This window comes from Klebsiella sp. GB_Kp056 (assembly GCF_040064755.1).
Taxonomy (GTDB): Bacteria; Pseudomonadota; Gammaproteobacteria; order Enterobacterales; family Enterobacteriaceae; genus Klebsiella; species Klebsiella quasipneumoniae.
The window spans coordinates 1-25,148 of the sequence record NZ_JBEAJA010000066.1 but is presented as its reverse complement, the minus strand read 5'-3'; the positions used below and the strand labels follow the sequence as shown (position 1 = coordinate 25,148).

At 60.5% G+C, this 25,148-nt stretch carries 22 protein-coding genes and 1 pseudogene; 18 read left to right on the top strand and 5 right to left on the bottom strand.

Going from position 1 to position 25,148, the window contains the following annotated elements:
* The first annotated feature begins 262 nt into the window (after positions 1 to 262).
* From ABLV52_RS22945 to ABLV52_RS22910, 8 genes are all read left to right on the top strand, one after another.
* Positions 263 to 1,213, top strand: coding sequence for a sugar-binding transcriptional regulator (locus ABLV52_RS22945; RefSeq protein ID WP_002893602.1), 951 nt, complete (start codon positions 263 to 265; stop codon positions 1,211 to 1,213).
* Positions 1,214 to 1,560: 347 nt separating this feature from the next.
* On the top strand, positions 1,561 to 3,081 hold the full coding sequence (locus ABLV52_RS22940) for an FGGY-family carbohydrate kinase (protein WP_348890963.1): 1,521 nt from the start codon (positions 1,561 to 1,563) through the stop codon (positions 3,079 to 3,081).
* A 160-nt stretch (positions 3,082 to 3,241) separates the two neighbouring features.
* Positions 3,242 to 4,177, top strand: a complete 936-nt coding sequence (locus tag ABLV52_RS22935; RefSeq protein ID WP_023288769.1) for a D-ribose ABC transporter substrate-binding protein — start codon at positions 3,242 to 3,244, stop codon at positions 4,175 to 4,177.
* 43 nt (positions 4,178 to 4,220) lie between these two features.
* Complete coding sequence (locus ABLV52_RS22930; protein WP_032455053.1) at positions 4,221 to 4,841, top strand: DUF2291 domain-containing protein; 621 nt, start codon at positions 4,221 to 4,223, stop codon at positions 4,839 to 4,841.
* 1 nt (position 4,842) lies between these two features.
* Complete coding sequence (locus tag ABLV52_RS22925) at positions 4,843 to 6,387, top strand: sugar ABC transporter ATP-binding protein (protein ID WP_023288767.1); 1,545 nt, start codon at positions 4,843 to 4,845, stop codon at positions 6,385 to 6,387.
* A 17-nt stretch (positions 6,388 to 6,404) separates the two neighbouring features.
* Positions 6,405 to 7,472: an ABC transporter permease gene (locus tag ABLV52_RS22920; protein WP_023288766.1), complete on the top strand. Its 1,068-nt coding sequence runs from the start codon at positions 6,405 to 6,407 to the stop codon at positions 7,470 to 7,472.
* 60 nt (positions 7,473 to 7,532) lie between these two features.
* A complete protein-coding gene (locus ABLV52_RS22915) occupies positions 7,533 to 8,330 on the top strand; it encodes an SDR family oxidoreductase (RefSeq protein ID WP_002893589.1) in 798 nt (265 codons plus the stop codon).
* A gap of 88 nt (positions 8,331 to 8,418) precedes the next feature.
* Entirely contained in the window at positions 8,419 to 9,204 is a 786-nt protein-coding gene (locus ABLV52_RS22910) for an SDR family oxidoreductase (RefSeq protein ID WP_023288765.1), read from the top strand.
* 52 nt (positions 9,205 to 9,256) lie between these two features.
* On the opposite strand, the gene ABLV52_RS22905 is transcribed toward ABLV52_RS22910, so the two are convergent.
* Complete coding sequence (locus ABLV52_RS22905) at positions 9,257 to 9,862, bottom strand: glutathione S-transferase family protein (RefSeq protein WP_348890962.1); 606 nt, start codon at positions 9,860 to 9,862, stop codon at positions 9,257 to 9,259.
* A 254-nt stretch (positions 9,863 to 10,116) separates the two neighbouring features.
* Here ABLV52_RS22905 and ABLV52_RS22900 point away from each other — a divergent pair, with 254 nt between their 5' ends.
* Positions 10,117 to 11,010: a LysR substrate-binding domain-containing protein gene (locus ABLV52_RS22900; protein ID WP_023288763.1), complete on the top strand. Its 894-nt coding sequence runs from the start codon at positions 10,117 to 10,119 to the stop codon at positions 11,008 to 11,010.
* Here the strand turns inward: ABLV52_RS22900 and ABLV52_RS22895 are convergent.
* Positions 11,007 to 11,735: a mechanosensitive ion channel domain-containing protein gene (locus ABLV52_RS22895; RefSeq protein ID WP_322938080.1), complete on the bottom strand. Its 729-nt coding sequence runs from the start codon at positions 11,733 to 11,735 to the stop codon at positions 11,007 to 11,009. The genes ABLV52_RS22900 and ABLV52_RS22895 overlap by 4 nt on opposite strands.
* 107 nt (positions 11,736 to 11,842) lie before the next feature.
* Positions 11,843 to 12,263, bottom strand: a pseudogene (locus ABLV52_RS22890) (hypothetical protein).
* 225 nt (positions 12,264 to 12,488) lie between these two features.
* Between ABLV52_RS22890 and ivy the strand changes: the two are divergent.
* The gene (ivy, locus tag ABLV52_RS22885; protein ID WP_023288761.1) at positions 12,489 to 12,935 is read left to right on the top strand and encodes an Ivy family C-type lysozyme inhibitor; all 447 of its coding nucleotides are present in this window, start codon (positions 12,489 to 12,491) and stop codon (positions 12,933 to 12,935) included.
* A 46-nt stretch (positions 12,936 to 12,981) separates the two neighbouring features.
* On the opposite strand, the gene betT is transcribed toward ivy, so the two are convergent.
* On the bottom strand, positions 12,982 to 15,015 hold the full coding sequence (gene betT, locus ABLV52_RS22880; protein ID WP_348890961.1) for a choline BCCT transporter BetT: 2,034 nt from the start codon (positions 15,013 to 15,015) through the stop codon (positions 12,982 to 12,984).
* A gap of 128 nt (positions 15,016 to 15,143) precedes the next feature.
* Between betT and betI the strand changes: the two genes are divergently transcribed.
* The 3 genes from betI to betA are packed head-to-tail and all read left to right on the top strand — an operon-like array spanning position 15,144 to position 18,895.
* Positions 15,144 to 15,731, top strand: a complete 588-nt coding sequence (gene betI, locus ABLV52_RS22875; protein WP_023288759.1) for a transcriptional regulator BetI — start codon at positions 15,144 to 15,146, stop codon at positions 15,729 to 15,731.
* A gap of 13 nt (positions 15,732 to 15,744) precedes the next feature.
* On the top strand, positions 15,745 to 17,217 hold the full coding sequence (gene betB, locus ABLV52_RS22870; protein ID WP_132134088.1) for a betaine-aldehyde dehydrogenase: 1,473 nt from the start codon (positions 15,745 to 15,747) through the stop codon (positions 17,215 to 17,217).
* Positions 17,218 to 17,230: 13 nt separating this feature from the next.
* Positions 17,231 to 18,895 (top strand): choline dehydrogenase, encoded by a 1,665-nt coding sequence (betA, locus tag ABLV52_RS22865; protein ID WP_182948022.1) that lies wholly within the window; start codon positions 17,231 to 17,233, stop codon positions 18,893 to 18,895.
* Between the two features lie 140 nt (positions 18,896 to 19,035).
* On the opposite strand, the gene ABLV52_RS22860 is transcribed toward betA, so the two are convergent.
* A complete protein-coding gene (locus ABLV52_RS22860) occupies positions 19,036 to 19,731 on the bottom strand; it encodes a GNAT family protein (protein WP_032455045.1) in 696 nt (231 codons plus the stop codon).
* A 205-nt stretch (positions 19,732 to 19,936) separates the two neighbouring features.
* On the opposite strand from ABLV52_RS22860, the gene ABLV52_RS22855 reads away from it, so the two are divergent.
* The 5 genes from ABLV52_RS22855 to ABLV52_RS22835 all read left to right on the top strand — a co-directional run bounded on the left by ABLV52_RS22855 (position 19,937) and on the right by ABLV52_RS22835 (position 25,001).
* Entirely contained in the window at positions 19,937 to 21,505 is a 1,569-nt protein-coding gene (locus tag ABLV52_RS22855; protein ID WP_348890960.1) for an ABC transporter substrate-binding protein, read from the top strand.
* A gap of 120 nt (positions 21,506 to 21,625) precedes the next feature.
* A complete protein-coding gene (locus ABLV52_RS22850) occupies positions 21,626 to 22,648 on the top strand; it encodes an ABC transporter permease (RefSeq protein ID WP_044521521.1) in 1,023 nt (340 codons plus the stop codon).
* Positions 22,648 to 23,481, top strand: a complete 834-nt coding sequence (locus tag ABLV52_RS22845; RefSeq protein WP_348890959.1) for an ABC transporter permease — start codon at positions 22,648 to 22,650, stop codon at positions 23,479 to 23,481. Before ABLV52_RS22850 ends, ABLV52_RS22845 begins: the two co-directional genes overlap by 1 nt.
* The gene (locus tag ABLV52_RS22840; RefSeq protein ID WP_348890958.1) at positions 23,474 to 24,310 is read left to right on the top strand and encodes an ABC transporter ATP-binding protein; all 837 of its coding nucleotides are present in this window, start codon (positions 23,474 to 23,476) and stop codon (positions 24,308 to 24,310) included. Before ABLV52_RS22845 ends, ABLV52_RS22840 begins: the two co-directional genes overlap by 8 nt.
* Positions 24,297 to 25,001, top strand: a complete 705-nt coding sequence (locus tag ABLV52_RS22835; protein ID WP_348890957.1) for an ABC transporter ATP-binding protein — start codon at positions 24,297 to 24,299, stop codon at positions 24,999 to 25,001. Before ABLV52_RS22840 ends, ABLV52_RS22835 begins: the two co-directional genes overlap by 14 nt.
* Positions 25,002 to 25,148 lie beyond the last annotated feature (147 nt).

Here is a 25,148-nt window from a genome sequence, read left to right as displayed (position 1 = left end):
GCCTCCCGCTCCGGACTTAGCCCGGAGAAACACATTGACTTGAAATCGCCTTGAATATATATTCAATAATGATTCTTTATTCGATTATGACCTGGCTGTTTTGTTTTTGTCCATAGTCGATTTTGAGGATTGGCAAAAGTTAGACGCCTGTCACACTTAAGTGTGATTTTTTTTCGCGTATGATAGAAGCCTCTATACCCTAAATAAAATGGCTGCCGCTAAGCGCCTGAACACAGGCGATAAATGATTTTCGAGGATTAATATGGCTAAGCAGGATGAACAACGGCTATTGGTTAAGATTGCCACGCTTTACTACCTGGAAGGACGAAAGCAGTCTGATATCGCCCAACTTCTCTCGCTCTCACAGTCATTTGTCTCCCGCGCCATCACCCGCTGCCAGAAAGAGGGCGTCGTCAAAATCAGCGTCGTACAGCCGTCAAACATTTTTCTGAAGCTCGAAAAAGGGCTTGAGGATCGCTACGGTCTTAAGCAGGCGGTGGTGGTGGATACCGAAGAAGAGGCCAGCGATCACACCATTAAGCGGGCGATTGGCTCCGCCGCCGCCCACTATCTGGAAACCCGTCTGCGGCCAAAAGATCTGATTGGCGTCTCCTCCTGGAGCTCAACCATTCGCGCGATGGTCGATGAAGTTCATGCGCAGAACCTGAAGGCCAGCGGCGTGATCCAGCTGCTCGGCGGCGTCGGGCCCAACGGTAACGTGCAGGCGACGATTCTTACCCAGACCCTCGCCCAGCGCCTGAACTGCGACGCCTGGCTGCTGCCGTCGCAGAGCATTGAGGGATCCATGGAGGAGCGCAACCGGCTGCTGGCCAGCAAGGACGTCGCGGACGTGGTGTCGCGCTTTGACGAGGTGGATATCGCCATCGTCGGCATCGGCATTCTCGAACCCTCCCAGCTGCTGAAAACCTCCGGGAACTACTATCACGAAGATATGCTGCAGGTGCTGGCGGCGCGCGGCGCGGTGGGCGATATCTGCCTGCACTACTACGACAAAAACGGCCATCCGGTGTTACGCGATGATGAAGATCCGGTGATCGGCATGGCGCTGGAAAAGGTCAAAAAATGCCCGAACGTCGTCGCGCTGGCCGGTGGCACTGACAAAGTCGCGGCCATCAAAGGCGCCCTTACCGGCGGCTACATTGACGTTTTAATCACCGATTATCCTACCGCCCGCATGCTGGTCAGCGACTAACCTGCCGCGCTGTTTTTCCTCTCTGCCGCCCTGACGTGCTTTTTTAACCTCAGGGCTGGCTCTGTTAATACATTTAAATTCAATAATTTATTCAACCAACCCAGCCGCCTGCCGCCGCTTTTGCCGATCGGCGAAATGTGATTGCCAGCACAATTGATGATTTTTCCGGTAGCCCGTCACCGGGTTTGTGGCTTAAGGTATCAAATAAATAATCACTATCGAATATATATTCAGTGATTAAAAAGATGATAACGAAATGTCACATCATGGACTGCGTAGACGCATGAGACGGTGGAAAAGATCCCGTCTCCGCTGTTCCAGGACACCGGGTGACCGAGGAGAGCACGATGCAGGCGACAGCAAAAGAGTTCATCATTGCCCTGGATGAAGGCACCACCAACGCCAAAGCGGTGGTGCTGGATAGCCGGGGTAAGGTTATCGTCAAATTCTCGCAGCCGCTGGCGATCCAAACGCCGCGCGACGGCTGGGTGGAGCAGTCGGGCGAGGCGCTGGTGGCCGCCTCGCTGGCGGTGATCGCCAGTGCGATAGCCCACGTCGGCGCGGAAAACGTCGCCGCGCTGGCCATCAGCAACCAGCGGGAAACCGCCATCGGCTGGTATCGCGACAGCGGCGAACCGATTAACGCGGCCATCACCTGGCAATGCACCCGCAGCGCCGCGTTCTGCGACACGCTGCGTCACGATCGTCAGGAACAGCGGATTAAACAGGCCACTGGCCTGCCGATCGCCCCGCTGTTCTCGGCCTCCAAAATGCGCTGGCTGCTGGATGCGACTGCCGATGGCCACCTGCGCGCCGAACGCGGCGAGATTTGCCTCGGCACCATCGACAGCTGGCTGCTGTGGAATCTGACCGCCGGAGACGCCTTCTGCTGCGACTACTCCAATGCCGCCCGCACCCAGTTGTTGAATCTGCACCGCGGCGAGTGGGACGACGAGATGCTGGCGCTGTTCGGCATTCCGCGCGCGACGTTACCAGAAATTAAACCGTCGAGCGGCCTCTTCGGCCATACCAAAGGGCTGGCCGCCATTCCGGACGGTATTCCCATTATGGCGATGATCGGCGACTCCCACGCGGCGCTGTTCGGCCACGCGCTCGGCGAAGCGGGCTGCGTGAAAGCCACCTACGGCACCGGTTCATCGGTGATGGCGCCAGTCAAATCGGCGCAGTGCGATATCGAGGCGCTGGCGACCACTGTCGCCTGGCACGATGGCGACCAGCTGGTGTGGGGTCTGGAAGGTAATATTCCCCACACCGGCGATGCCGTCGCCTGGATGGCGGACAGCACTGGCCTGAGCGAGCTCTCTGCCGCCGAGCTGGCCCATGAGCTGAACACCCTTCCCGCCTCCGTTGATTCGACCCTCGGGGTGTACTTCGTGCCGGCGCTGACCGGCCTCGGCGCCCCCTGGTGGGACGACAGCGCCCGCGGCGTGATCTGCGGCCTGAGTCGCGGGGTGAAACGCGCGCATCTGATCCGCGCGGCGCTGGAATCCATCACCTATCAGATTGCCGACGTGGTGGTGGCGATGCGGCAACATGAAGAGTTCACTCTGACGGCGCTGATGGTGGACGGCGGGCCGACCAACAATGACTGGCTGATGCAATACCAGGCCGATCTGCTCGGCTGCCCGGTGATGCGCAGCGACGTACCGGAGCTGTCCGCCATCGGCGCGGCGTTGCTGGCGCGCAAAGCGCTCCATCCGGGGTCGACCGCCGACCTGCAGGCCTTCTTAACCGAACACAGCACCTTTCAGCCCGATATGGCCCGCCACCAGCGCTTGCAAACGCGCTGGCAGGAGTGGCGCCATGCGGTCGACCGAACATTATGGAAACCGGACTCGCCAGCCTGACCGCCAGACTGCGCGACGACATGCATTCACTTATTACAGGAGAAACCCGGCCCATAACGATATCGCTATCCCTGAATGTATTCAGGGGAAATTTCAGACCGTAAAAGCCTGCCCGCTCAGGGGCTCATTTGTTCGAATATAAAAATACAGGAACAGAGTCATGAAATTACGTAAAACCCTTTTAACCGCTGCTACCCTGACCGCCTTATCCTTTGCCGCGCACGCCGCGGAGAAAGGCACCATTATGATCATGGTCAACTCGCTGGATAACCCGTATTACGCCTCGGAAGCCAAAGGCGCCAGTGAAAAAGCGCAAGCTCTCGGCTATAAAACCACCGTGCTGTCCCATGGCGAAGATGTCAAAAAGCAGAATGAACTTATCGACACCGCCATTGGTAAAAAGGTGCAGGGCATTATTCTTGATAACGCCGACTCCACCGCCAGCGTCGCCGCCATTGAAAAGGCCAAAAAAGCCGGCATTCCGGTGGTCTTAATTAACCGTGAAATTCCGGTTGATGATGTGGCGCTGGAACAAATTACCCACAATAACTTCCAGGCCGGCTCCGAGGTCGCCAACGTCTTCGTCGAGAAGATGGCGGAGAAAGGCAAATACGCCGAGCTGACCTGCAACCTCGCCGATAATAACTGCGTCACCCGTTCTAAATCTTTCCATCAGGTCATTGACCAGTATCCGGATATGGTCAGCGTAGCCAAACAGGATGCCAAAGGGACCCTGATCGACGGCAAGCGCATCATGGACAGCATTCTGCAGGCTCACCCGGACGTGAAAGGCGTGATCTGCGGCAACGGGCCGGTGGCCCTCGGCGCGATTGCGGCGCTGAAGGCGGCCAACCGCAGCGATGTGATCGTCGTCGGCATCGACGGCAGCAACGATGAGCGCGACGCCGTGAAGGCCGGCACCCTGCAGGCGACCGTGATGCTGCAGGCGCAGGCCATCGCCGCTCAGGGCGTCACCGATCTGGATAATTACCTGCAAAAAGGCGAAAAGCCGGCTAAACAGCGCGTGATGTTCCGCGGCATCCTGATTACTCAGGATAACGCCGATAAAGTCCAGGATTTCAACATTAAGTCCTGAGTTCGGGTGGTTGCGCCCCTGCGGGGGCGCAGAGGAGAGCATTATGTTTAAGAAAACCTGTCTGACGCTGGCCGTGCTGGCGCTTGGGGGCTGTCGCATCGTCTCGCAGCAGGAGCTGGCAGACCTGAAATCGCCGCCCAACCCGCATATGGCAAATATGGATAAAACCTGGCAGCAGAGCATCGTACCGCAGGTGGTGACGAAAGCGCGCCCGGCGGCGGAATTGATGAGCGCGCTCAAGGCGGCAAAAGACATTGATAGCGCCTGCAAAACCCTCGGCTACCGCGCGCAGGACGAAAACCCCTGCATCTTCTACGTCAAGGTTTCAGGAACCGTCAGCAAACTCGATACCGCCTCGCGCAGCGGCAAGATGACCCTGTCCGACCCCAGCGTCGGCAAGGTGACGGTGCAGATTGGCCCCACCCTGCGCGGCACCCAGCTGCGCGACGGCTACAGCGGCGCCAGCTATCAGGACTTTAATGACCAGGTGCTGTTCGGCGAGTACAGCAAGAATATCAACAGCCAGGCGGTCAAAATGATTCAGACCGCCAACCTCAAAACCGGCGACAGCGTGGAGGTCTACGGCGTCTTCTCGGCCTGGGATATTCCGCCAACTCTCCCGGAAATTACCCCGGCGAAAATCGTTCACGCGGGGGGGCAATAATATGGCGCCGCAAGAACTCGTCGCTCCCCAGCCCGCTGAGTCCGAAGTGATTATCGAAACCCGCGGCCTGTCTCGCGTCTATCCCGGCGTGACCGCCCTGGATAATGTCAATTACCGGGTCTATCGAAATAAGGTCAACGTGCTGATCGGAGAAAATGGTGCGGGTAAATCCACCATGATGAAAATGCTTGCCGGTGTGGAAACGCCCTCCTCCGGGCAAATTATTCTCGATGGCGAAGCGGTTTCATTACATTCGACTCATCAGGCAGAAAAACTCGGCATCAGCATTATTTTCCAGGAGCTGAATTTATTTCCCAATATGAATGTGATGGACAACATCTTCATGGCAAATGAATTCTTTCAGAAAGGACGCATCAACGAAAAATACCAGTACGCGCTGGCCAAATCGCTGCTGGAGCGACTGGAGCTGGATGTCGATCCCTACACCCCGCTGGGCGAACTCGGTATCGGCCACCAGCAGTTAGTCGAGATTGCCCGCGCGCTGTCGAAAGACACCCGGGTGCTGATCATGGACGAACCCACCTCGGCGCTCAGCCAGTCTGAGGTGAAAGTGCTGTTCAAGGTGATCGCGCAGCTTAAGCGCCGCGGGGTGACCATTATCTATATCTCTCATCGCCTCGAAGAGCTGATGGAGATCGGCGACAACATCACCATTTTCCGCGACGGTCGCTTTATCAGCGAGCGTCACGTCAGCGACGCCAGCGTGCCGTGGATCATTGAGCAGATGGTCGGCGATAAGAAAAAACACTTTGATTATCAACCGGCGCCAAAAGGCAACGCGGTGCTTGACGTCAAGGGGCTGACCGCGCTGCATCCCAGCGGCGGCTACAAGCTCAATGACGTTACCTTCACTCTTAGCAAAGGCGAAGTGATCGGCATTTACGGCCTGCTGGGGGCCGGACGCACCGAGCTGTTTAAAGGTCTGGTGGGGCTGATGCCCTGCCAGCGCGGCGAGGTGCATCTCAACGGCGAAAGCATCGGCAAATCACGCTTTCAGCAGCGTCTGAAAAAGGGGCTGGCGCTGGTGCCGGAGGACCGCCAGGGCGAAGGCGTGGTGCAGATGATGTCGATTCAGGCCAACATGACGCTCTCTGATTTCAGCCTGCAGGGGTTTCGCCGCGCCTGGCGCTGGTTGAATCCGCAAAAAGAAGAGACCTGCGTGAAAACGATGATCCAGCAGCTGGCGATCAAGGTCAGCGACGCCAATTTGCCCATCACCTCGCTGAGCGGCGGTAATCAACAAAAAGTGGTGCTGGGTAAAGCGCTGATGACCCAGCCGCAGGTGGTGTTCCTCGACGAACCGACGCGCGGCATCGACGTCGGCGCGAAAACCGACGTCTATCACCTGATCGGCAAAATGGCCCAGCAGGGGCTGGCGGTGATGTTTTCATCTTCAGAGCTGGATGAGGTGATGGCCCTGGCCGACCGCATCCTGGTGATGGCCGATGGCCGCATTACCGCCGATCTACCGCGTCATGCGGTGACCCGCGAACAGTTAATCGCGGCTTCAACACCTCAAGATTAATCAGGCTGGAATCCATCATGAACCAGAAATATATGATTTATATGTACCTGCTGAAGGCCCGCACCTTTATCGCCCTGCTGCTGGTGATCGCATTCTTCAGCGTGATGGTACCCAACTTCCTGACCGCCTCTAACCTGCTGATTATGACCCAGCACGTGGCAATCACCGGCCTGCTGGCCATCGGCATGACGCTGGTCATTCTCACCGGCGGCATTGATTTGTCCGTCGGCGCGGTGGCGGGGATCTGCGGCATGGTGGCGGGCGCGCTGCTGACCAACGGCCTGCCGCTGTGGAACGGCGACATCCTCTTCTTTAACGTCCCGGAAGTGATCCTCTGCGTGGCGATCTTCGGCGTACTGGTCGGCCTGGTGAACGGCGCGGTGATCACCCGCTTCGGCGTGGCGCCGTTTATCTGCACCTTAGGCATGATGTACGTCGCCCGCGGCTCCGCGCTGCTGTTTAACGACGGGAGCACCTACCCGAATCTCAACGGTATGGAAGCGCTGGGCAACACCGGTTTCGCCACCCTCGGCTCCGGCACTCTGCTCGGCGTCTATCTTCCCATCTGGCTGATGATCGGCTTCCTGGTGCTGGGCTACTGGCTGACCACCAAAACGCCGCTTGGCCGCTACATCTACGCCATCGGCGGCAATGAGTCCGCCGCCCGCCTTGCCGGCGTGCCGATTGTGAAAGCGAAAATATTCGTCTATGCCTTCTCCGGCCTGTGCGCGGCCTTTGTCGGCCTGATCGTCGCATCCCAGCTGCAAACCGCGCACCCGATGACCGGCAACATGTTTGAGATGGACGCCATCGGCGCCACCGTGCTCGGCGGCACCGCGCTGGCCGGCGGCCGTGGTCGGGTGACCGGCTCGATTATCGGCGCCTTCGTGATCGTCTTCCTTGCCGACGGCATGGTGATGATGGGCGTCAGCGACTTCTGGCAGATGGTGATCAAAGGCGTGGTGATCGTTACCGCCGTGGTCGTCGACCAGTTCCAGCAGAAGCTGCAGAGCAAGGTCATCCTGATGCGCCGCCATGAGGAGAAACTGGCCGCCCTCCCCCCCAACGGCGCCACCTCCAGCTAACCGGCAACGATTCACATCTTCCGCCGGGCCTGGTGCCCGGCTCAGCGAAAGGGAAAAAATATGCAACGAGATTTCCAGAACAAAACGGTGGTGATCACCGGCGCCTGCCGCGGCATTGGCGCGGGTATTGCCGAGCGCTTCGCCCGCGACGGCGCAAACCTGGTGATGGTCTCCAACGCCGAGCGCGTTCATGAGACCGCCGAAACCCTGCGTCAGCGCTATCAGGCGGATATTTTATCGCTGCAGGTCGATGTCACCGACGAAGCCCAGGTGCAGGGGCTGTATGAGCAGGCCGCCGCCCGCTTCGGCACCATTGACGTCTCGATTCAGAACGCCGGGGTCATCACCATTGATTACTACGATCGGATGCCAAAAGCCGATTTCGAGAAAGTGCTGGCGGTCAATACCACCGGCGTCTGGCTATGCTGCCGCGAGGCGGCCAAATATATGGTGAAACAGAACCACGGCAGCTTGATCAACACCTCATCCGGCCAGGGGCGTCAGGGCTTCATCTACACCCCGCACTATGCCGCCAGCAAGATGGGCGTGATCGGCATTACCCAAAGCCTGGCCCACGAGCTGGCGCCGTGGAATATCACCGTCAACGCCTTCTGCCCGGGCATTATTGAAAGCGAAATGTGGGATTACAACGACCGCGTGTGGGGCGAAATTCTCAGCACCGAGCAGAAGCGCTACGGCAAAGGCGAGCTGATGGCGGAGTGGGTCGAGGGCATTCCAATGAAGCGCGCCGGCAAGCCGGAAGATGTCGCCGGCCTGGTGGCGTTTCTCGCCTCCGACGACGCCCGCTATCTCACCGGACAGACCATTAATATCGATGGCGGTTTGATTATGTCCTGAGCACGGTAGCCCGGATTAGGCGCGACGCGCCGCTATCCGGGACGTCAGGCTCCCGACGTTCGACACTATATTGAAGAGAATAATCATTATGATCGGTAAAGACTTTGCACAACAGCTGTTTAGCCTGCAGGATCGCGTCGCCTTCGTTACCGGCGCCGGCAGCGGCATTGGCCAGACTATCGCCTGCAGTCTCGCCAGCGCCGGCGCGCGGGTGGTCTGTTTTGATCTTCGCGACGACGGCGGGCTGGCGGAAACGGTCAGTCATATTGAATCTATCGGCGGCCAGGCCTGCGCCTACACCGGCGACGTCCGCCAGCTGGCCGACCTGCGCGCCGCCGTCGCGCTGGCCAAAAGCCGCTTTGGCCGCCTCGACATCGCCGTCAACGCCGCCGGGATCGCCAACGCCAATCCGGCGCTGGCGATGGAGAGCGAGCAATGGCAGCGGGTGATCGATATCAATCTCACCGGGGTGTGGAATTCCTGCAAAGCGGAAGCGGAACTGATGCTGGAGTCCGGCGGCGGGTCGATTATCAACATCGCCTCGATGTCGGGGATTATCGTTAACCGCGGCCTCGACCAGGCGCATTACAACTGCTCCAAAGCCGGCGTGATCCATCTGTCGAAAAGCCTGGCGATGGAGTGGGTGGACAAAGGGATCCGCGTCAATTCCATCAGCCCGGGATATACCGCCACGCCGATGAATACCCGCCCGGAGATGGTGCACCAGACCCGCGAGTTTGAAAGCCAGACGCCGATGCAGCGGATGGCGAAGGTGGAAGAGATGGCCGGCCCGGCGCTGTTCCTCGCCAGCGACGCCGCCTCGTTCTGCACCGGCGTAGACCTGGTGGTCGACGGCGGGTTTGTCTGCTGGTGATCCTCTCCTGCTTCAGGGCGCCACGCTGCGGCGCCCCTCGCCATCCCCGCCGTTAACTCAGCGGATACTGTTGAAACGCCGGCAGCGCCTCCCCCTTCTCCGCCAGCGCGCGGATATGCGGAAACGCCGTTGCCGGCACCACCGTCGGGATCATCAACTGGATAAAGGACCAGACCACCGTGCTGGTGACCAATACCTGGTCCGGCTGCGCGGCGGCAACGCGGTCTGCCAGCCGGGCGTCCCATTCACGACAGGCGGCGAGCAGTTGACCGGTCACCCGGGCTATCCACGGCTGATGCTGCTTCTCCTCCGGCCGCAGACGGTGCTCATAAACATGCTGGACCGCTTTTTCACTGGCGGCGAGGATCACCCCCAGCAGGTGCAGGTCGCGGGCCAGCGCCTCGGGATGCGCGGGAAGCAGCCGGCGTCCGGCGGGATGGGTCGTTTCGAAATAGTGGAGGATCAGCGTGGAGTCCATCAGCTGTGTCCCGTCATCGAGAACCACCGTCGGCGCCTTGACCACCGGATTAATACGGGAGAATTCATCAATGCCGCTAAAGACCGACAGCGGCAGGCTCTCGAATTCCACGCCATAGAGCGCCAGAGAAACCGCCACGCGTCTTACATAAGGTGAATCCATCATACCAATGAGTTTCATCGTCACTCCTGCCTGCGATAAAGGGGTTGCTGGCTTACCTTACTGGAAAACCCGCCCCGCGAATATCAGGGGATGCTTACCGAAAAGGTTAGAAAAACTAACAAATTGGCGCCACGGGATAGTCCGCCTGTCTCCCCTGTGCTATACCGACTGAGAGCGCCTGAAGCCCGTCCACTGTCTGATCGCGGCGGCTTTAAAACCCGCTAACCCGGTAGTAACGTTAACGTATTGACGCCCTGACAAGAGAGATGACCATGGCAGATTTTCCCCCAGTCGCCAGCCTGCGCAGCTTTGAGGCGGTGGCGCGCCTCGGCAGCGTGACGCAGGCCGCCCATGAGATGAGCGTGACCCATTCGGCGGTCAGCCAGCATATCAAACAGCTGGAAGCCCTGGTCGGCGTCACACTGTTTGTCCGCCACGGCCGCGGGGTGCGCATCACGGAAGAGGGGCGGCTTTATGCCCTGCAAATCCGCGAGGCGTTACAGCACATCGCCGACGCCACGCGGATGGTGCAGATCAAACCCCGCACGATGGAACTGACCCTGGCGACGCTCCCCTCCTTTGGCTGCCACTGGCTGCTGCCGCGGCTGGCGCGCTTTCAGGCGCGGCATCCGCAGATCGCGGTGCGCCTGCTGACCAGCCTGGCGGTGGTCAACCTGCAGCAGGAGGGTATCGATCTGGCCATTCGCATGGGGCAAGGCGACTGGGAGGGGATGGAAAGCCGACATCTGTTTGCCGATGAACAGCTGGTGGTGGCCGCGCCGCACTATCGCGGCGGCGACCTGCCGACCACCCCGCAGGCGATCGCCGCCAGCGATATCGTTTTTTCCATGGAGTCCTGGAACGCCTGGTGCAGCCAGGCGGGGCTGGAAAAGACAATCATTCCTGCGGGCCTGCGCCTGAACGACTCCAACCTGGTGCTGGAGGCGGTTCGCCTGGGAGCGGGCGTGGCGCTGGAGCGGCGCTCGCTGGTGGCGGGGGCGATAGCCCGCGGCGAGCTGGTGCAGCTCACCGCCGTCACCGTCCCCTACCCCTGGCACTACTGGCTGACCGTCTCCCCGCAGGCGGAGAACCGCCCGGAAGTCGCCCGGTTCATCGCCTGGCTGGAGGAGGAGATCGCCCTCTGGCGCCAGCAGCTCAGCGCTTAGCCTTCCGCCGACGGCGGCAGGCCCGCCCGGGCGGCGTGCTCCTGGGAGAGACGCCAGAAATCGTGCCCGGCGGGATACTGATAGAGGCGCAGGGAAAATTGCCCGGCCACCGCGGTAATGTACTCAAATATCGCCGACTGGGTATTCTCGTAGTCTTTCCACAGCGTCGAGGAGGTAAAGCAGTAAATCTCTAACGGGATGCCCGACGGCGACGGTTTCAGCGTCCTCGCCACAATATACATCTCCTTAATAATATCCGGTCGCTCGGCGAGATAGTGCATCAGGTAGTGGCGAAACAGGGTCAGGTTGGTCAGGCCGTTATCGACAAACCAGCGGTCCGCCACGCCGCCGGGATCCCGACCGTCAAGCAGCGTGGTCAGAGGCTCGCTTACCCCGCGGATAGTCAGCATCGAGGAGAGCATCTCCTGGTTGAGAAAACGCACCGAGTGCTGATCGATGGCGATACTGCGCATGATCCGCCGCGCCCCGGAGGAGAACATCGCCTGCCAGTTGGTATAGGTCTCGGTGAGGAAATTCTTGGTGGGAATACGGGAAATGGTATTGTCCCAGTTACGGATGGTAATGGTGTGCAGCGCGATATCCGTCACCTCACCGCTGAGGTTCTTGTCAGGCATTTCAATCCAGTCCCCCAGCTGGAGCACGTCGTTGGACGACAGCTGAACGTTCGCCACCAGCGACAGCAGGGTATGCTGGAATACGATCATCAGCACCGCCGCCACCGCCCCGAGACTGGAGATAATAATGATCGGCGATTTGTTCGACATCACGGCGAGGATCATAATCGCCGCCAGGATGTGGACTAAGATTTTGCCTATCTGGATATAGCCCTTAATGGAATGATTTTTACGTTTGGTTTTTCGCAGATAAGAGCTGTTGACAATATCCAGCATCTCGTTGAAAAACACCGACATAAAAATAAAAAACAAGATCCCGCAGATGGTATTAATCGCCGTCACCAACGATGCCGGCATCGCCGGCATAAACTGCAGAACGTAATAGACGATAATAACCGGAATGAAATTGGACAGCTTTTCGGCGATGCGTCGATCCTTCTCCAGCGGCACGTCCTGTTTATGGCTACCAAAGAAGACCTTACGCACCACTTTAATCAGCAAGAACTTGCATAAAAGGTGGGCAAATATGCCAGAGAGCAGCAGCAGAATAAGGTTAAATCCCACCGCCAGCGCCGGATTACTCTCAATAAACGTCAGTAGATGATTCACATACGCCATGCTTTATCGCCTGAATAACTATGCCATTTCGCTAACTGCTTTATCACAAGGGCATATATTGGAAAATTTTAATCAATCCGCATCATGGCATATCGCTTAGCGTAACGTCCATGCGCGCACCGCTGCTAATCATTCGCGGGATTTATGTCATAGTTTGCATTAATCATTATCTACGCTCACTATAAAGAGGCTTGTTATGAGGACGGAATAAGTCCAGGAGGAAACATGTTTAAAACGCTTACCGCTATTATCGCCTTAGCCGCCTCCGCCAGCGTCATGGCGCAAGGCGACGTTACGCTGAACAGTCTGGCCCACGATACCGCCACCCGGGCGTCGTTTAACCAGATGGTCAAAGGCCATCAGCTGCCCGCCTGGGTGACCACCGGCGGCACCGGTTCGCCGGCGCAGACGGTGAAGCTGGGTAGCGAATCCTGGCAGGTGTTAAGCGCCTGCAAACCCCACGACTGCGGCCATGAGCGTATCGCGGTGATCTGGTCGGAAAAAACCAAACAGATGTCAGGCGTTTACTCGGTGGTCGATGAAAAAACCGACCAGGAGAAGCTGACCTGGCTTAACGTCAGCGACGCCCTGTCCATTGATGGCAAAACCGTGCTGTTTGCCGCCCTCAGCGGCAGCCTCGACAACCATCCGGACGCTTTTAACTACCAGTAACGGCCCGTCGCCCCCGTCAGTCTTTCCCCGACGGGGGCTCCCCTGACTAGCCATCCGGGAACATCACGCTGTTCCCCGGCGCTTCCCTGTGCAGATGGATAAAGTTCAGGTGCCGCTCGTACTGGTCGAGAATATCGGTGATCACCTGCTCTTTGCTGTAATCCATCAGGTCGTTACCCTGGCTGCCCTCCAGCAGGAAGGTCTCCAGCCGGTAATAGGTGGATTTCCCGCTGCGCGCCCGATAGGTAAAGCCCGGCACCGAGTACTGCTGCGGCCAGATCTTGTAGATAAAGTTCTGCTCGTCGCCCATGTGCACCAGCAGATCGAGGTGACCAAGGTTCTCGCCCTCTTCCGGCGGCAGGCTCTTCAGTTTCACCGCGGCGCCGCGCAGCCGCAGCTCCTGGGCAACCTCCTCCATCGCCGGGAAGCACACCGTCTCCATCATCTGTTTGGTATAGCGCGTGCCCGGGTAATTCATCAGCCGCGACAGGCGCTTCTTCCAGCTCAGCCGATCCTGCAGGCCGAGCGGGCGCGGGGCAGTGTCGCGGCTGGCGCTGACCCGGCGGTAATCTTCCACCTTCAGGGATTTATACAGTCCGGCCATCACGAAGAAAATCACAAAGCTGAACGGCAGCCCCATGATCACCGTGGTGTTCTGCAGCGCCGAGATGCCGTTGGTCATCAGCATCCCGAGGGTCAACAGACCGATAGCCACCGACCAGAAGATGCGCAGCCAGTTCGGGGAGTCGCTGTTGATGTCCTTCAGCTTCGAGGTAAAGTTTCCCAGCACCAGCGCGCCGGAGTCGGCAGAGGTGACGTAGAACAGCAGACCGGTAATGGTCGCCACCGACGCGCTAAAGGTAAACGCCGGATACTGCGCCAGCAGGCTGTAGAAGCCGCGCTCCGGGTGGAGCATCGCCTCCCCGGCAAAGGCCGCGTCGCCGTGGATGATCTCATACAGCGCGCTGTTGCCGAACACCGACAGCCACAGCAGGGTAAAGGTGAACGGAATAATCAGGGTGCCCATCACAAACTGGCGGATGGTGCGCCCGCGCGAAATGCGCGCCAGGAACAGGCCAACGAACGGCGACCAGGCCACCCACCACGCCCAGAAAAAGAGCGTCCAGTTGTTCATCCACTCCACCGGGCGGTCGAAGGCGAAGCTGTTCAGCGTCATGCCCATAAAGCGGTTGACGTAGTCGCCGACGTTCAGCACTAACGCATTGAGCAGGAAGGAGGTATCGCCCATGAACAGCACGAACAGGATCAGCCCCAGCGCGAGCGCGACGTTCAGCTCGGAGAGCACGCGGATGCCCTTGTCCACCCCGGAGGTGACCGAGATGGTGGCGATGATCACCGACAGCGCTATCAGGGCCGCCTTCGCCGCCAGCGAGTCAGGAATATCGAACAGCACGCTCAGACCGTAGTTGAGCTGCACCACGCCAATGCCGAGGGTGGTGGCGATGCCGAAGATGGTGCCGATCACCGCCGCGATATCGACGCTGTGGCCGATGGGGCCATTAATCTTTTTCCCGAAGATAGGATAGAGCGCCGAGCGGATGGTGAGCGGCAAATTATAACGATAGCTAAAGTATCCCAGCGCCATGCCCATCAGGGCATACATCGACCAGCCGGTGAGTCCGTAGTGGAATAGCGTCCACACCATCGCCTGGCGCGCCGCTTCGATGGTCTGCCCCGCCCCTTCCGGCGGCTGCATATATTGCGTCACCGGTTCGGCGACCGAGAAGAACATCAGGTCGATGCCGATCCCGGCGGCGAACAGCATCGCCGCCCAGCTCAGCAGGCTGAACTCGGGCTTAGACTGCTCCGGCCCGAGCTTCACCGAGCCGAAGCGCGAACAGGCAATGCAGACGACGAAGACGATATACAGCGTCGCCGCCAGCAGATAGTACCAGCCGAAGGTTTTCGACACCCAGTCCAGGGTGCGCCCAATCCACTCGGCAGAAAAATCGCGAAAAAAGATCGTCATCAGGGAAAACAACAAAATCAGTCCGGCCGAGGTATAAAAAACCACCGGATTGATTTTGTCCTTTTCTCTGTTTTGCGAAAGATCTGTCATCCAGTATCCCCACTGTTTTTGTAACTATTAAAATTCAATAACGTAACAATTAAGACACATTTTATATTGAACGTCCAATCAAAAACCGCTTTAATAGTTAACCAACGCTGATGAATGGAGTGGCAAAAATGCCCAAACTGGGGATGCAGCCAATCCGGCGCAGGCAACTGATCGACGCCACGCTGGACGCAATAAATGAAGTCGGAATGCACGACGCGACCATCGCGCAGATCGCCCGGCGGGCGGGCGTATCGACGGGGATCATCAGTCACTATTTCAAAGACAAAAATGGTCTGCTGGAAGCGACCATGCGCGACATCACCAGCCAGCTGCGCGACGCGGTGCTTAACCGTCTGCACGCCCTGCCGGACGGCAGCGCCGGAGAGCGTCTGCAGGCGATAGTCGGCGGCAACTTTGATGAGACGCAGATCAGCAGCGCGGCGATGAAGGCCTGGCTGGCCTTCTGGGCCAGCAGCATGCACCAGCCGATGCTCTACCGCCTGCAGCAGGTGAGCAGCCGCCGCCTGCTGTCAAACCTGGTGTACGAGTTCCGCCGCGAGCTGCCGCGCGAGCAGGCCCAGGAGGCCGGCTACGGGCTGGCTGCGCTGATAGACGGCCTGTGGCTGCGGGCGGCGCTCAGCGGCAAACCGCTGGATAAGACGCTGGCGCAGTCGCTGACCAGCCACTTTATTCGTCAGCATTTACCGAACCCATAACCGAGGAGGCGTTATGTCCCGAATGGCAGAACAGCAGCTTTATATTAATGGTGGTTATACATCGGCCACCAGCGGTCGCACCTTCGAGACCATCAACCCTGCCACTGGCGAGGTGCTGGCGACCGTTCAGGCTGCCGGACGCGAGGATGTCGATCGCGCCGTTGAGAGCGCGCGGCGCGGGCAAAAAATCTGGGCGGCGATGACCGCCATGGAACGCTCGCGCATCCTGCGTCGCGCCGTCGATATCCTGCGCGAGCGGAACGACGAGCTGGCAAAGCTGGAAACCCTCGACACCGGTAAAGCGTATTCCGAAACCTCAACCGTGGACATCGTCACCGGCGCCGACGTGCTGGAGTATTACGCGGGGCTGATCCCGGCGCTGGAAGGCAGTCAGATCCCCCTGCGCGAGACGTCGTTCGTCTACACCCGCCGCGAACCGCTGGGTGTGGTGGCCGGGATCGGCGCGTGGAACTATCCGATCCAGATCGCCCTGTGGAAATCGGCGCCAGCGCTGGCCGCCGGCAATGCAATGATTTTCAAACCGAGCGAAGTCACCCCGCTCACCGCCCTCAGGCTGGCGGAAATTTACAGCGAAGCGGGCCTGCCGGACGGGGTGTTTAACGTCCTGCCGGGCGTGGGTGCGGAGACCGGCCAGTACCTGACTGAACATCCGGGCATCGCTAAAGTCTCCTTTACCGGCGGCGTCGCCAGCGGCAAAAAGGTGATGGCCAACTCCGCAGCCTCATCGCTGAAAGAGGTCACCATGGAGCTGGGCGGTAAATCGCCGCTGATTATTTTCGACGATGCGGATCTCGATCTTGCGGCCGACATCGCCATGATGGCCAACTTCTTCAGCTCCGGCCAGGTGTGCACTAACGGCACCCGGGTGTTCGTCCCCGCGAAGGTTAAGGCGGCGTTTGAGCAGAAAATCGTTGAGCGCGTGGGCCGCATCCGCGCGGGCGATCTGTTCGATGAAACCACCAACTTTGGCCCGCTGGTCAGCTTCCCGCACCGTGACAATGTGCTGCGCTACATCGCCAAAGGCAAAGCAGAAGGCGCGCGCCTGCTGTGCGGCGGCGACGTGCTGAAGGGCGAAGGCTTTGACAACGGCGCATGGGTGGCCCCGACGGTGTTTACCGACTGCACCGATGAGATGACCATCGTGCGCGAGGAGATCTTCGGCCCGGTGATGTCCATCCTCACCTACGCGTCCGAAGAAGAAGCGATCCGCCGCGCCAACGATACCGACTACGGTCTGGCGGCGGGTATCGTCACTGCCGACCTGAACCGCGCCCACGGCGCCATTCATCAGCTGGAAGCCGGCATCTGCTGGATCAACAGCTGGGGGGAATCCCCGGCGGAGATGCCGGTCGGCGGCTATAAGCACTCCGGTATTGGCCGCGAGAACGGCGTGATGACCCTGCAGAGTTACACCCAGGTGAAGTCCATCCAGGTTGAGATGGGTAAATTCCAGTCCATATTTTAACCGGGAGGTTTTTTTGCAATTTGACTACATCATTATTGGCGCCGGCTCCGCCGGCAACGTTCTGGCGACACGACTGACTGAAGATCCAAACACCACCGTCCTGCTGCTGGAGGCCGGCGGCCCGGACTACCGGTTCGACTTCCGCACCCAGATGCCCGCCGCGCTGGCTTACCCGCTGCAGGGCAAACGCTACAACTGGGCCTACGAGACCGAACCGGAGCCCTATATGAACCACCGCCGCATGGAGTGCGGGCGCGGCAAAGGGCTCGGCGGCTCCTCGCTGATTAACGGCATGTGCTACATTCGCGGCAACGCTCTGGACCTCGATAACTGGGCCGCCGCCCCGGGACTGGAACACTGGAGCTATCTCGACTGCCTGCCCTACTACCGAAAAGCGGAAACCCGCGATATTGGGCCCAACGACTATCACGGCGGCGATGGCCCGGTGAGCGTCACCACGCCGAAGCCGGGCAATAATCCGCTCTTCGAGGCGATGGTTGAAGCCGGGGTGCAGGCGGGGTATCCGCGCACCGACGATCTCAACGGCTACCAACAGGAAGGCTTTGGTCCAATGGACCGCACCGTGACGCCGCAGGGCCGTCGCGCCAGCACCGCCCGCGGCTATCTCGACCAGGCGCGCGGTCGCCCCAACCTGACCATCCGCACCCATGCGCTGACCGATCACATTATTTTTGCCGGCAAGCGCGCGGTGGGCGTCGAGTGGCTGGAGGGGGAAAGCACTATCCCGTCAAAAGCGACGGCCAACAAAGAGGTGCTGCTGTGCGCCGGGGCGATTGCCTCGCCGCAGATCCTGCAGCGCTCCGGCGTCGGCAACCCCGAGCTGCTCAGGCAGTTCGATATCCCGGTGGTCCACGATCTCCCCGGCGTGGGTGAGAATCTGCAGGACCATCTGGAGATGTACCTGCAGTACGAGTGCAAAGAGCCGGTGTCGCTCTACCCGGCGCTGCAGTGGTGGAACCAGCCGAAGATCGGCGCCGAGTGGCTGTTCGGCGGCACCGGGATCGGCGCCAGCAACCAGTTCGAAGCGGGCGGTTTTATCCGCAGCCGCGCAGAGTTCGCCTGGCCGAACATTCAGTACCATTTCCTGCCGGTGGCGATTAACTACAATGGCTCCAACGCGGTGAAAGAGCACGGCTTCCAGTGCCACGTCGGCTCGATGCGTTCCCCCAGCCGCGGCCACGTGCGTCTGAAGTCGCGCGACCCGCACGCCCATCCGGCGATCCTGTTTAACTATATGTCCCATGAGCAGGACTGGCAGGAGTTCCGCGACGCCATTCGCATCACCCGGGAGATCATGAACCAGCCGGCGCTGGATAAGTATCGCGGCCGCGAAATCAGCCCGGGTATTGACTGCCAGAGCGATGCCGAGCTGGATGAGTTTGTGCGCAACCACGCCGAGACCGCGTTCCACCCGTGCGGGACCTGTAAGATGGGTTACGACGAGATGGCGGTGGTCGACGGCGAAGGCCGGGTCCACGGTCTGGAAGGAGTGCGGGTGGTCGATGCGTCAATTATGCCGCAGATCATCACCGGCAACCTGAACGCCACCACCATTATGATCGGCGAGAAGATGGCTGACGCCATTCGCGGCCGCCAGCCGCTGCCGCGCAGCACCGCGGCGTATTATGTCGCTGGCGACGCGCCGGTTCGCCGCTGATCGTTTAGGCCGGACGGCGGCTATGCCTTGCCCGGCCTACGGTCCGGGCGGCCAGCGGTTAATGTAGCCACTTACGCCACCGGTATCGGCGGCGTCAAAATCGCAGAGGCGTTCCCGGAAGGTCGGGACAGCCTCTGATGTTAGCGAAACGCCTCCAGGCGTTTGATCTGCTGCCCGTCGGCAGTAAAGTTCTCCACCGCCAGCCATGCCCGCAGCGCTGCATCGCGCGCAGGCCACTCGCCATCGATGATGGACAGCATATCGCTGTCGCGCGTCCGCCCTTTGCGCACCAGCCTCTGCCGCAGGCGCCCTTCCCAGCTAAAGCCCAACCGCTCGGCGGCCCGGCGCGAGGCGACATTCATCGAATCGCATTTCCACTCCAGCCGACGGTAGCCATGATCAAAGCCGTTCTTCAGCAACAGCCAGACCGCTTCGGTACCCAGCGGGGTGTTTTTCATCCGTCGCGACCAGGTGACATGGCCGATCTCAACCGTGCCCATTTCCCGTTCGATCGCCATATAGCTGACGATACCCACCGCCTGCTCGCTACGCAGGTCAATCACCGCGTAGGGCACCAGAGCATCATCATTCACCTTGCCCGCGATCCAGTGGGCGGTCGCCGCCACGCTCTCCGGCCGCGTAGACGCCAGCCACGTCCAGTCGCTGTTGTCGCCTAGCGCATAGGCGGCAAACAGATCCGCCGCATGACGGTCAACGTCCAGCGGCTCCAGTCGACAAAAACGGCCATTTAACGCCGTTCGCCGCAGGACTCGCGCCCCCTGCCAGCCAGGGACAAGATCGTTCACCTGCTGGCCAAACTCATTGATTTCCGGCACACCCACCTCCTCGCAATAGACAATGCGTTATAGCAAGAAGCCAGCAGCCGAGAAAGGCGCTTCTGCACGCCTGACAATAACCTGTCGTTCTTGATTATGCGTTTTTAGCATAAGGATATCCTTATTTTGACTTTACGCCTTTTGGCAAGCGGCCTAACGTAGCGAAGCATAAAAAATTAAAATAACCATTTTTCAGGGATTGCATATGACCAAGAAACTGTTGCCTTTACTGGTACTGACGGCGCTCTCCGCCGCCGCGCATGCCGCCACGCCGCCCAACACGCTGGTGGTCGCTCAGGGTCTCGACGATATCGTCAGCCTCGACCCGGCGGAAGCGAACGAACTCTCCAGCATTCAGACGGTGCCCAGCCTCTACCAGCGCCTGGTACAGCCGGACCGCAACAACCCTGAAAAAATCGTGCCGATCCTCGCCGAAAGCTGGCAGGCCGACCCGGCGGCGAAAACCCTGACCATTAAACTGAAGCCGGATGCCAAATTCGCCTCCGGTAATCCGCTGCGCCCGGAAGATGTGATTTTCTCTTACACCCGCGCGGTGACGCTGAATAAATCGCCGGCGTTTATTCTCAACGTGCTCGGCTGGCAGCCGGACAACATCGCCAGCCAGCTGAAAAAGGTTGACGACCATACCCTGACGCTGCACTGGACTGCCGACGTCAGCCCGGCGGTGGCGCTGAATATTCTCTCCACTCCCATCGCCTCTATCGTTGATGAAAAACAGGTGGCGCCGAACGCGAAAAATAACGACTTCGGCAACGACTGGCTGAAGATGCACTCGGCGGGCAGCGGCGCCTATAAAATGCGCGTCTACCAGCCGCATCAGGCCATCGTGCTGGAAGCCAACGCCAGCTCCCCCACCGGCGCGCCGAAGATCAAGAGCATCATTATTAAAAACGTCCCCGACCCGGCTTCCCGCCGCCTGCTGATCCAGCAAGGGGATGCCGACGTGGCCCGCGATCTCGGCGCTGACCAGATTGCCGCCCTGCAGGATAAACCCGGCGTGAAGGTGCTGAGCATCCCGTCCGCCGAGCAGAACTATCTGGTGTTTAATACCGCCAACAGCGCCAACCCGCTGCTCAATAATCCGGCCTTCTGGGAGGCGGCGCGCTGGCTGGTCGATTATGAGGGCATCACCAAAAATCTGCTGAAAGGCCAGTACTTTATTCACCAAAGCTTCCTGCCGGCCGGCCTGCCGGGGGCACTGGAGACCAATCCATTCGCCTTCGACCCGCAAAAAGCTAAGGCTATCCTTGATAAAGCGGGCATTAAGGATGCGCACTTCACCCTCGACGTGGAGAACAAACCGCCGTTTATCACCATCGCCCAGTCGCTGCAGGCCAGCTTCGCCCAGGGCGGGGTGAAGGTGGATCTCCTGCCGGCCGCCGGCAGCCAGGTCTATGCCCGGGTGCGCGCGAAGCAGCATCAGGCGGCGATCCGCCTGTGGATCCCGGACTACTTTGATGCCCATTCCAACGCCAGCGCCTTCGCGTGGAACGATGGTAAATCCAGCACCGTGGCCGGGCTCAACGGCTGGCAGATCCCTGAGCTGAATAAAGCCACCCTCGCCGCGGTGGCGGAGCCGGACCCGGCGAAACGCCTCGACCTGTACAAAACGATGCAGGAAACCCTGCTGCAGCATTCGCCATACGTCTTTATTGACCAGGGGAAAAACCAGATCGTGGTGCGCGATAACGTGAAGGGCTATCAGCAGGGGCTGAACGCCGACATGGTCTGGTACGATAACGTGACCAAGTAAGCGGGTTATGTTACCGGGCACGGCGGTCTCGCCCTGCCCGGATGACCGTTTATCCACCCGGACCCGGTGGACGTCGCGCCGCCGGGAACCATGTTGATATACCAAGAATTTCCATTTTCCATGCCATCGTTTTCCACTCATCTTACCCGCCTGCTGCAGGGGCTGTTGACCCTGCTGCTGACGCTGTTCGGGCTACTGCTGGTCACCTTCTCGCTCTCCGCGCTGTCGCCGGTCGACCGCGTACTGCAGATCGTCGGCGACCATGCCAGCCAGTCGACCTATGATCAGGTTCGCCATCAGCTGGGTCTCGACCAGCCGCTGCCGGTGCAGTTCTGGCACTACCTGGTCAACCTGGCCCATGGCGATCTCGGTATCGCCAGCGCCACCGGCCAGCCGGTGCTCCACGATCTGCTGGCGGTCTTCCCGGCGACCCTTGAGCTGGCGACCCTGGCGCTGATCGTCGGCGCGGTACTGGGCATCGTCGCCGGGGTGCTGTGCGCCCGTTACGCCGGTTCGCCGTGGGATCTGGCGGTGCGCACCTTTACCCTGTTGGGCAACTCGGTGCCGATATTCTGGCTCGGCCTGCTGATGCTGGCCCTGTTCTACGCCCGGCTGCAGTGGGCGCCGGGCCCGGGTCGTCTCGACGATATTTATCAGTACACCGTCGAGCCGCGCAGCGGTTTTGCGCTGATCGACACCTGGCTCTCCGGCGATACAGCGGCTTTCAAAAATGCTATCGGCCATCTGCTGCTGCCGGGGCTGGTTCTGGCCTATTACTCGCTGGCGAGCATCACCCGTCTGACCCGCTCCGCCTGTCTCAGTGAAATGAACAAAGAGTACATTCTGCTGGCGCGGGCCAAAGGGGCCGGTGAGATGACGATTCTGCTGCGTCACGTTCTGCCCAATATCCGCGGCACCCTGCTGACGGTGACCGCCCTCGCCTGGACCTCAATGCTCGAAGGGGCGGTGCTCACCGAAACCGTCTTCTCATGGCCGGGGATCGGCCGCTACCTCACCACCGCGCTGTTCGCCGGAGATACCACGGCGATCATGGGCGGCACGCTGCTGATCGGCGTGAGTTTTGTGCTGATCAATAACCTGACCGACCTGCTGGTGCGGTTAACCGACCCGAGGGTGCGCTGATGCCGACTTATCTGTTCTTACGCCGTCTGCGCCGCTCACCCGCCGCCTTCTGCGGCCTGACCCTGGTGATCCTGCTGGTGCTGACCGCGCTGTTCGCCCCGTGGCTGGCGCCGCACGATCCCAACTGGCAGGATGCCGCCGCCCGTCTGCAGGGCCCGGGCGCGGGGCACTGGCTCGGCACCGACAGCTACGGCCGCGATCTGCTGTCGCGCCTGCTCTACGGCGCCCGTCCAGCGCTGGGTCTGGTCGCGCTGGTGACCGCCATTACCCTGCCCGTCGGTCTGCTGGTGGGTATTCTCTCCGGCTACTATGGCGGGTGGCTGGAGCGGATACTGATGCGCTTTACCGACGTGGTGATGTCGATGCCGCGGCTGATCCTCGCCTTCGCGTTCGTGGCGATGCTCGGCCCGGGGCTGGTCAACGGCGCGCTGGCGTTAGCCCTGACTACCTGGCCGGCCTACGCCCGGCAGGCGCGCAGCGAAATTCAGCGCCTGCGCCATAGCGATTACCTCGCCGCGGCGGAGATGCTGGGCATCCGCGGCTGGCGGCTGCTGGTCGGCCATATTATGCCGCTGTGTCTGCCGTCGGCGATTGTCCGGCTGGCGCTCGATCTGGCGGGCATTATCCTCGCCGCCGCCGGGCTCGGCTTTCTCGGCCTGGGCGCCCGCCCGCCGATGGCGGAGTGGGGAGCGATGATTGCCGACGGGATGCAGGTGATTTTCGATCAGTGGTGGATCGCCGCCATCCCCGGCGCGGCGATCCTGCTCGCCAGCCTGGCGTTTAACCTGCTGGGCGATGGCCTGCGCGATATTCTGGAGCCGCAACATGACTGACATCCGACTGACCGTCCAGGGACTCGCCGTCGACTACCCCACCGCCCGGGTGGTGGACAACGTCAGCTTCACCCTCGGCAACGAGCGGCTGGCGCTGGTGGGGGAATCCGGCTCCGGCAAATCGATGACCGCCCGGGCGCTGATGGGCCTGGTGCGCAAGCCCGGGGTGGTGAGCGCCGAACGGCTGGAGGTGCTGGGGCGCGATGTGCTGACCCTCAGCGCCCGCGGCTGGCGCGAACTGCGCGGCAACGATATCGCCATGGTGCTGCAGGATCCGCGCTATGCGCTGAATCCGGTGCAGTCCATTCAGACGCAGCTGGAGGAGGCGTTAACCCTGCATCAGCGTCTCAGCCGCCGCGCTCGCGCCGAGGCGGTCAAAGACGCCATCGCCGCCGTCGGTCTGGATCTCCCGGTCCTCAGCCGCTATCCCGGCGAGCTCTCCGGCGGGATGGGGCAGCGGGTGATGATCGCCCTCGCGCTGCTCAATAACCCGAGGGTGCTGATAGCCGACGAGCCGACCTCGGCCCTTGACGCCCGCCTGCGCAACCAGATCCTCGAGCTGCTGGTGGAGCAGTGCGCGCAGCGGCAGATGGCCATGTTACTGATCAGCCACGATCTACCGCTGGTGGCCGCGCATTGCGATCGCGTGCTGGTGATGTACCAGGGGAGACAGGTCGATGAGATGCCGGCGCGGGCGCTGCCGACCGCGACGCACCCTTATACCCGCACCCTGTGGACCTGCCGGCCGAATGCGCACACTTACGGCCAGATGCTGCCGACCCTCGACAGAACCCAGGACTTTACGGAGACGCCCCATGGCGATCGTTAATCTTCAGGATTTACAGGTAACATTCGGCGCGAAGACGGCGGTTTCCGCCGCCAGTTTCCGTGTCGACGCCGGGGAAACCTTCAGCCTGATCGGCGCCTCGGGCTGCGGCAAATCGACGATTTTGCGCGTGCTCGCCGGATTACAGCGCGAATGGCGCGGCAGCATGGCGCTGCTGGGCCAGGCCATCGCGCCGGGCGCCCGCTTTCAGGGCGAGCTGCGACGCAATGTGCAGATGGTATTTCAGGATCCGTATGCTTCGCTGCATCCCAACCACACCCTGTGGCGCACCCTGGCGGAGCCGCTGCAGATCCACGGCATCCGCGACGTTGCCCCGCGGGTGACCACCGCCCTTGAGCAGGTGGGTCTGGCCGCCGACGCCGCACGCCGCTATCCGCACCAGCTCTCCGGCGGTCAACGGCAGCGCGTGGCCATTGCCCGTGCCCTGCTGCTGCGTCCGCAGATCCTGCTGCTGGATGAGCCGACCTCGGCGCTGGATATGTCGGTGCAGGCGGAAATCCTCAATTTGCTTAATAGCCTGAAACAGGAGCACGGCATGACCTATCTGCTGGTCAGCCACGATGCCGATGTCATCGCCCATATGTCCGATCGGGCGGCGTTTATGGCGGAGGGTGTGATCCAGCGCTTTTTCGATCGCGAAGCGCTGCTCAACGGGGAACACCGGATGAAGTGAGGTCAGCGGAGAAGCCGTCGTTTTGTCGGTGGCGCTTCGCTTACCCGACCTGGGGGCCGTGCGGCTCGTCGTTCATTTATTCACCAGCCTTGCTGAAACTGCCTGTGTTGAAGGCCTCAACATCGCTGAGACGTTCCCGGAAGGCCG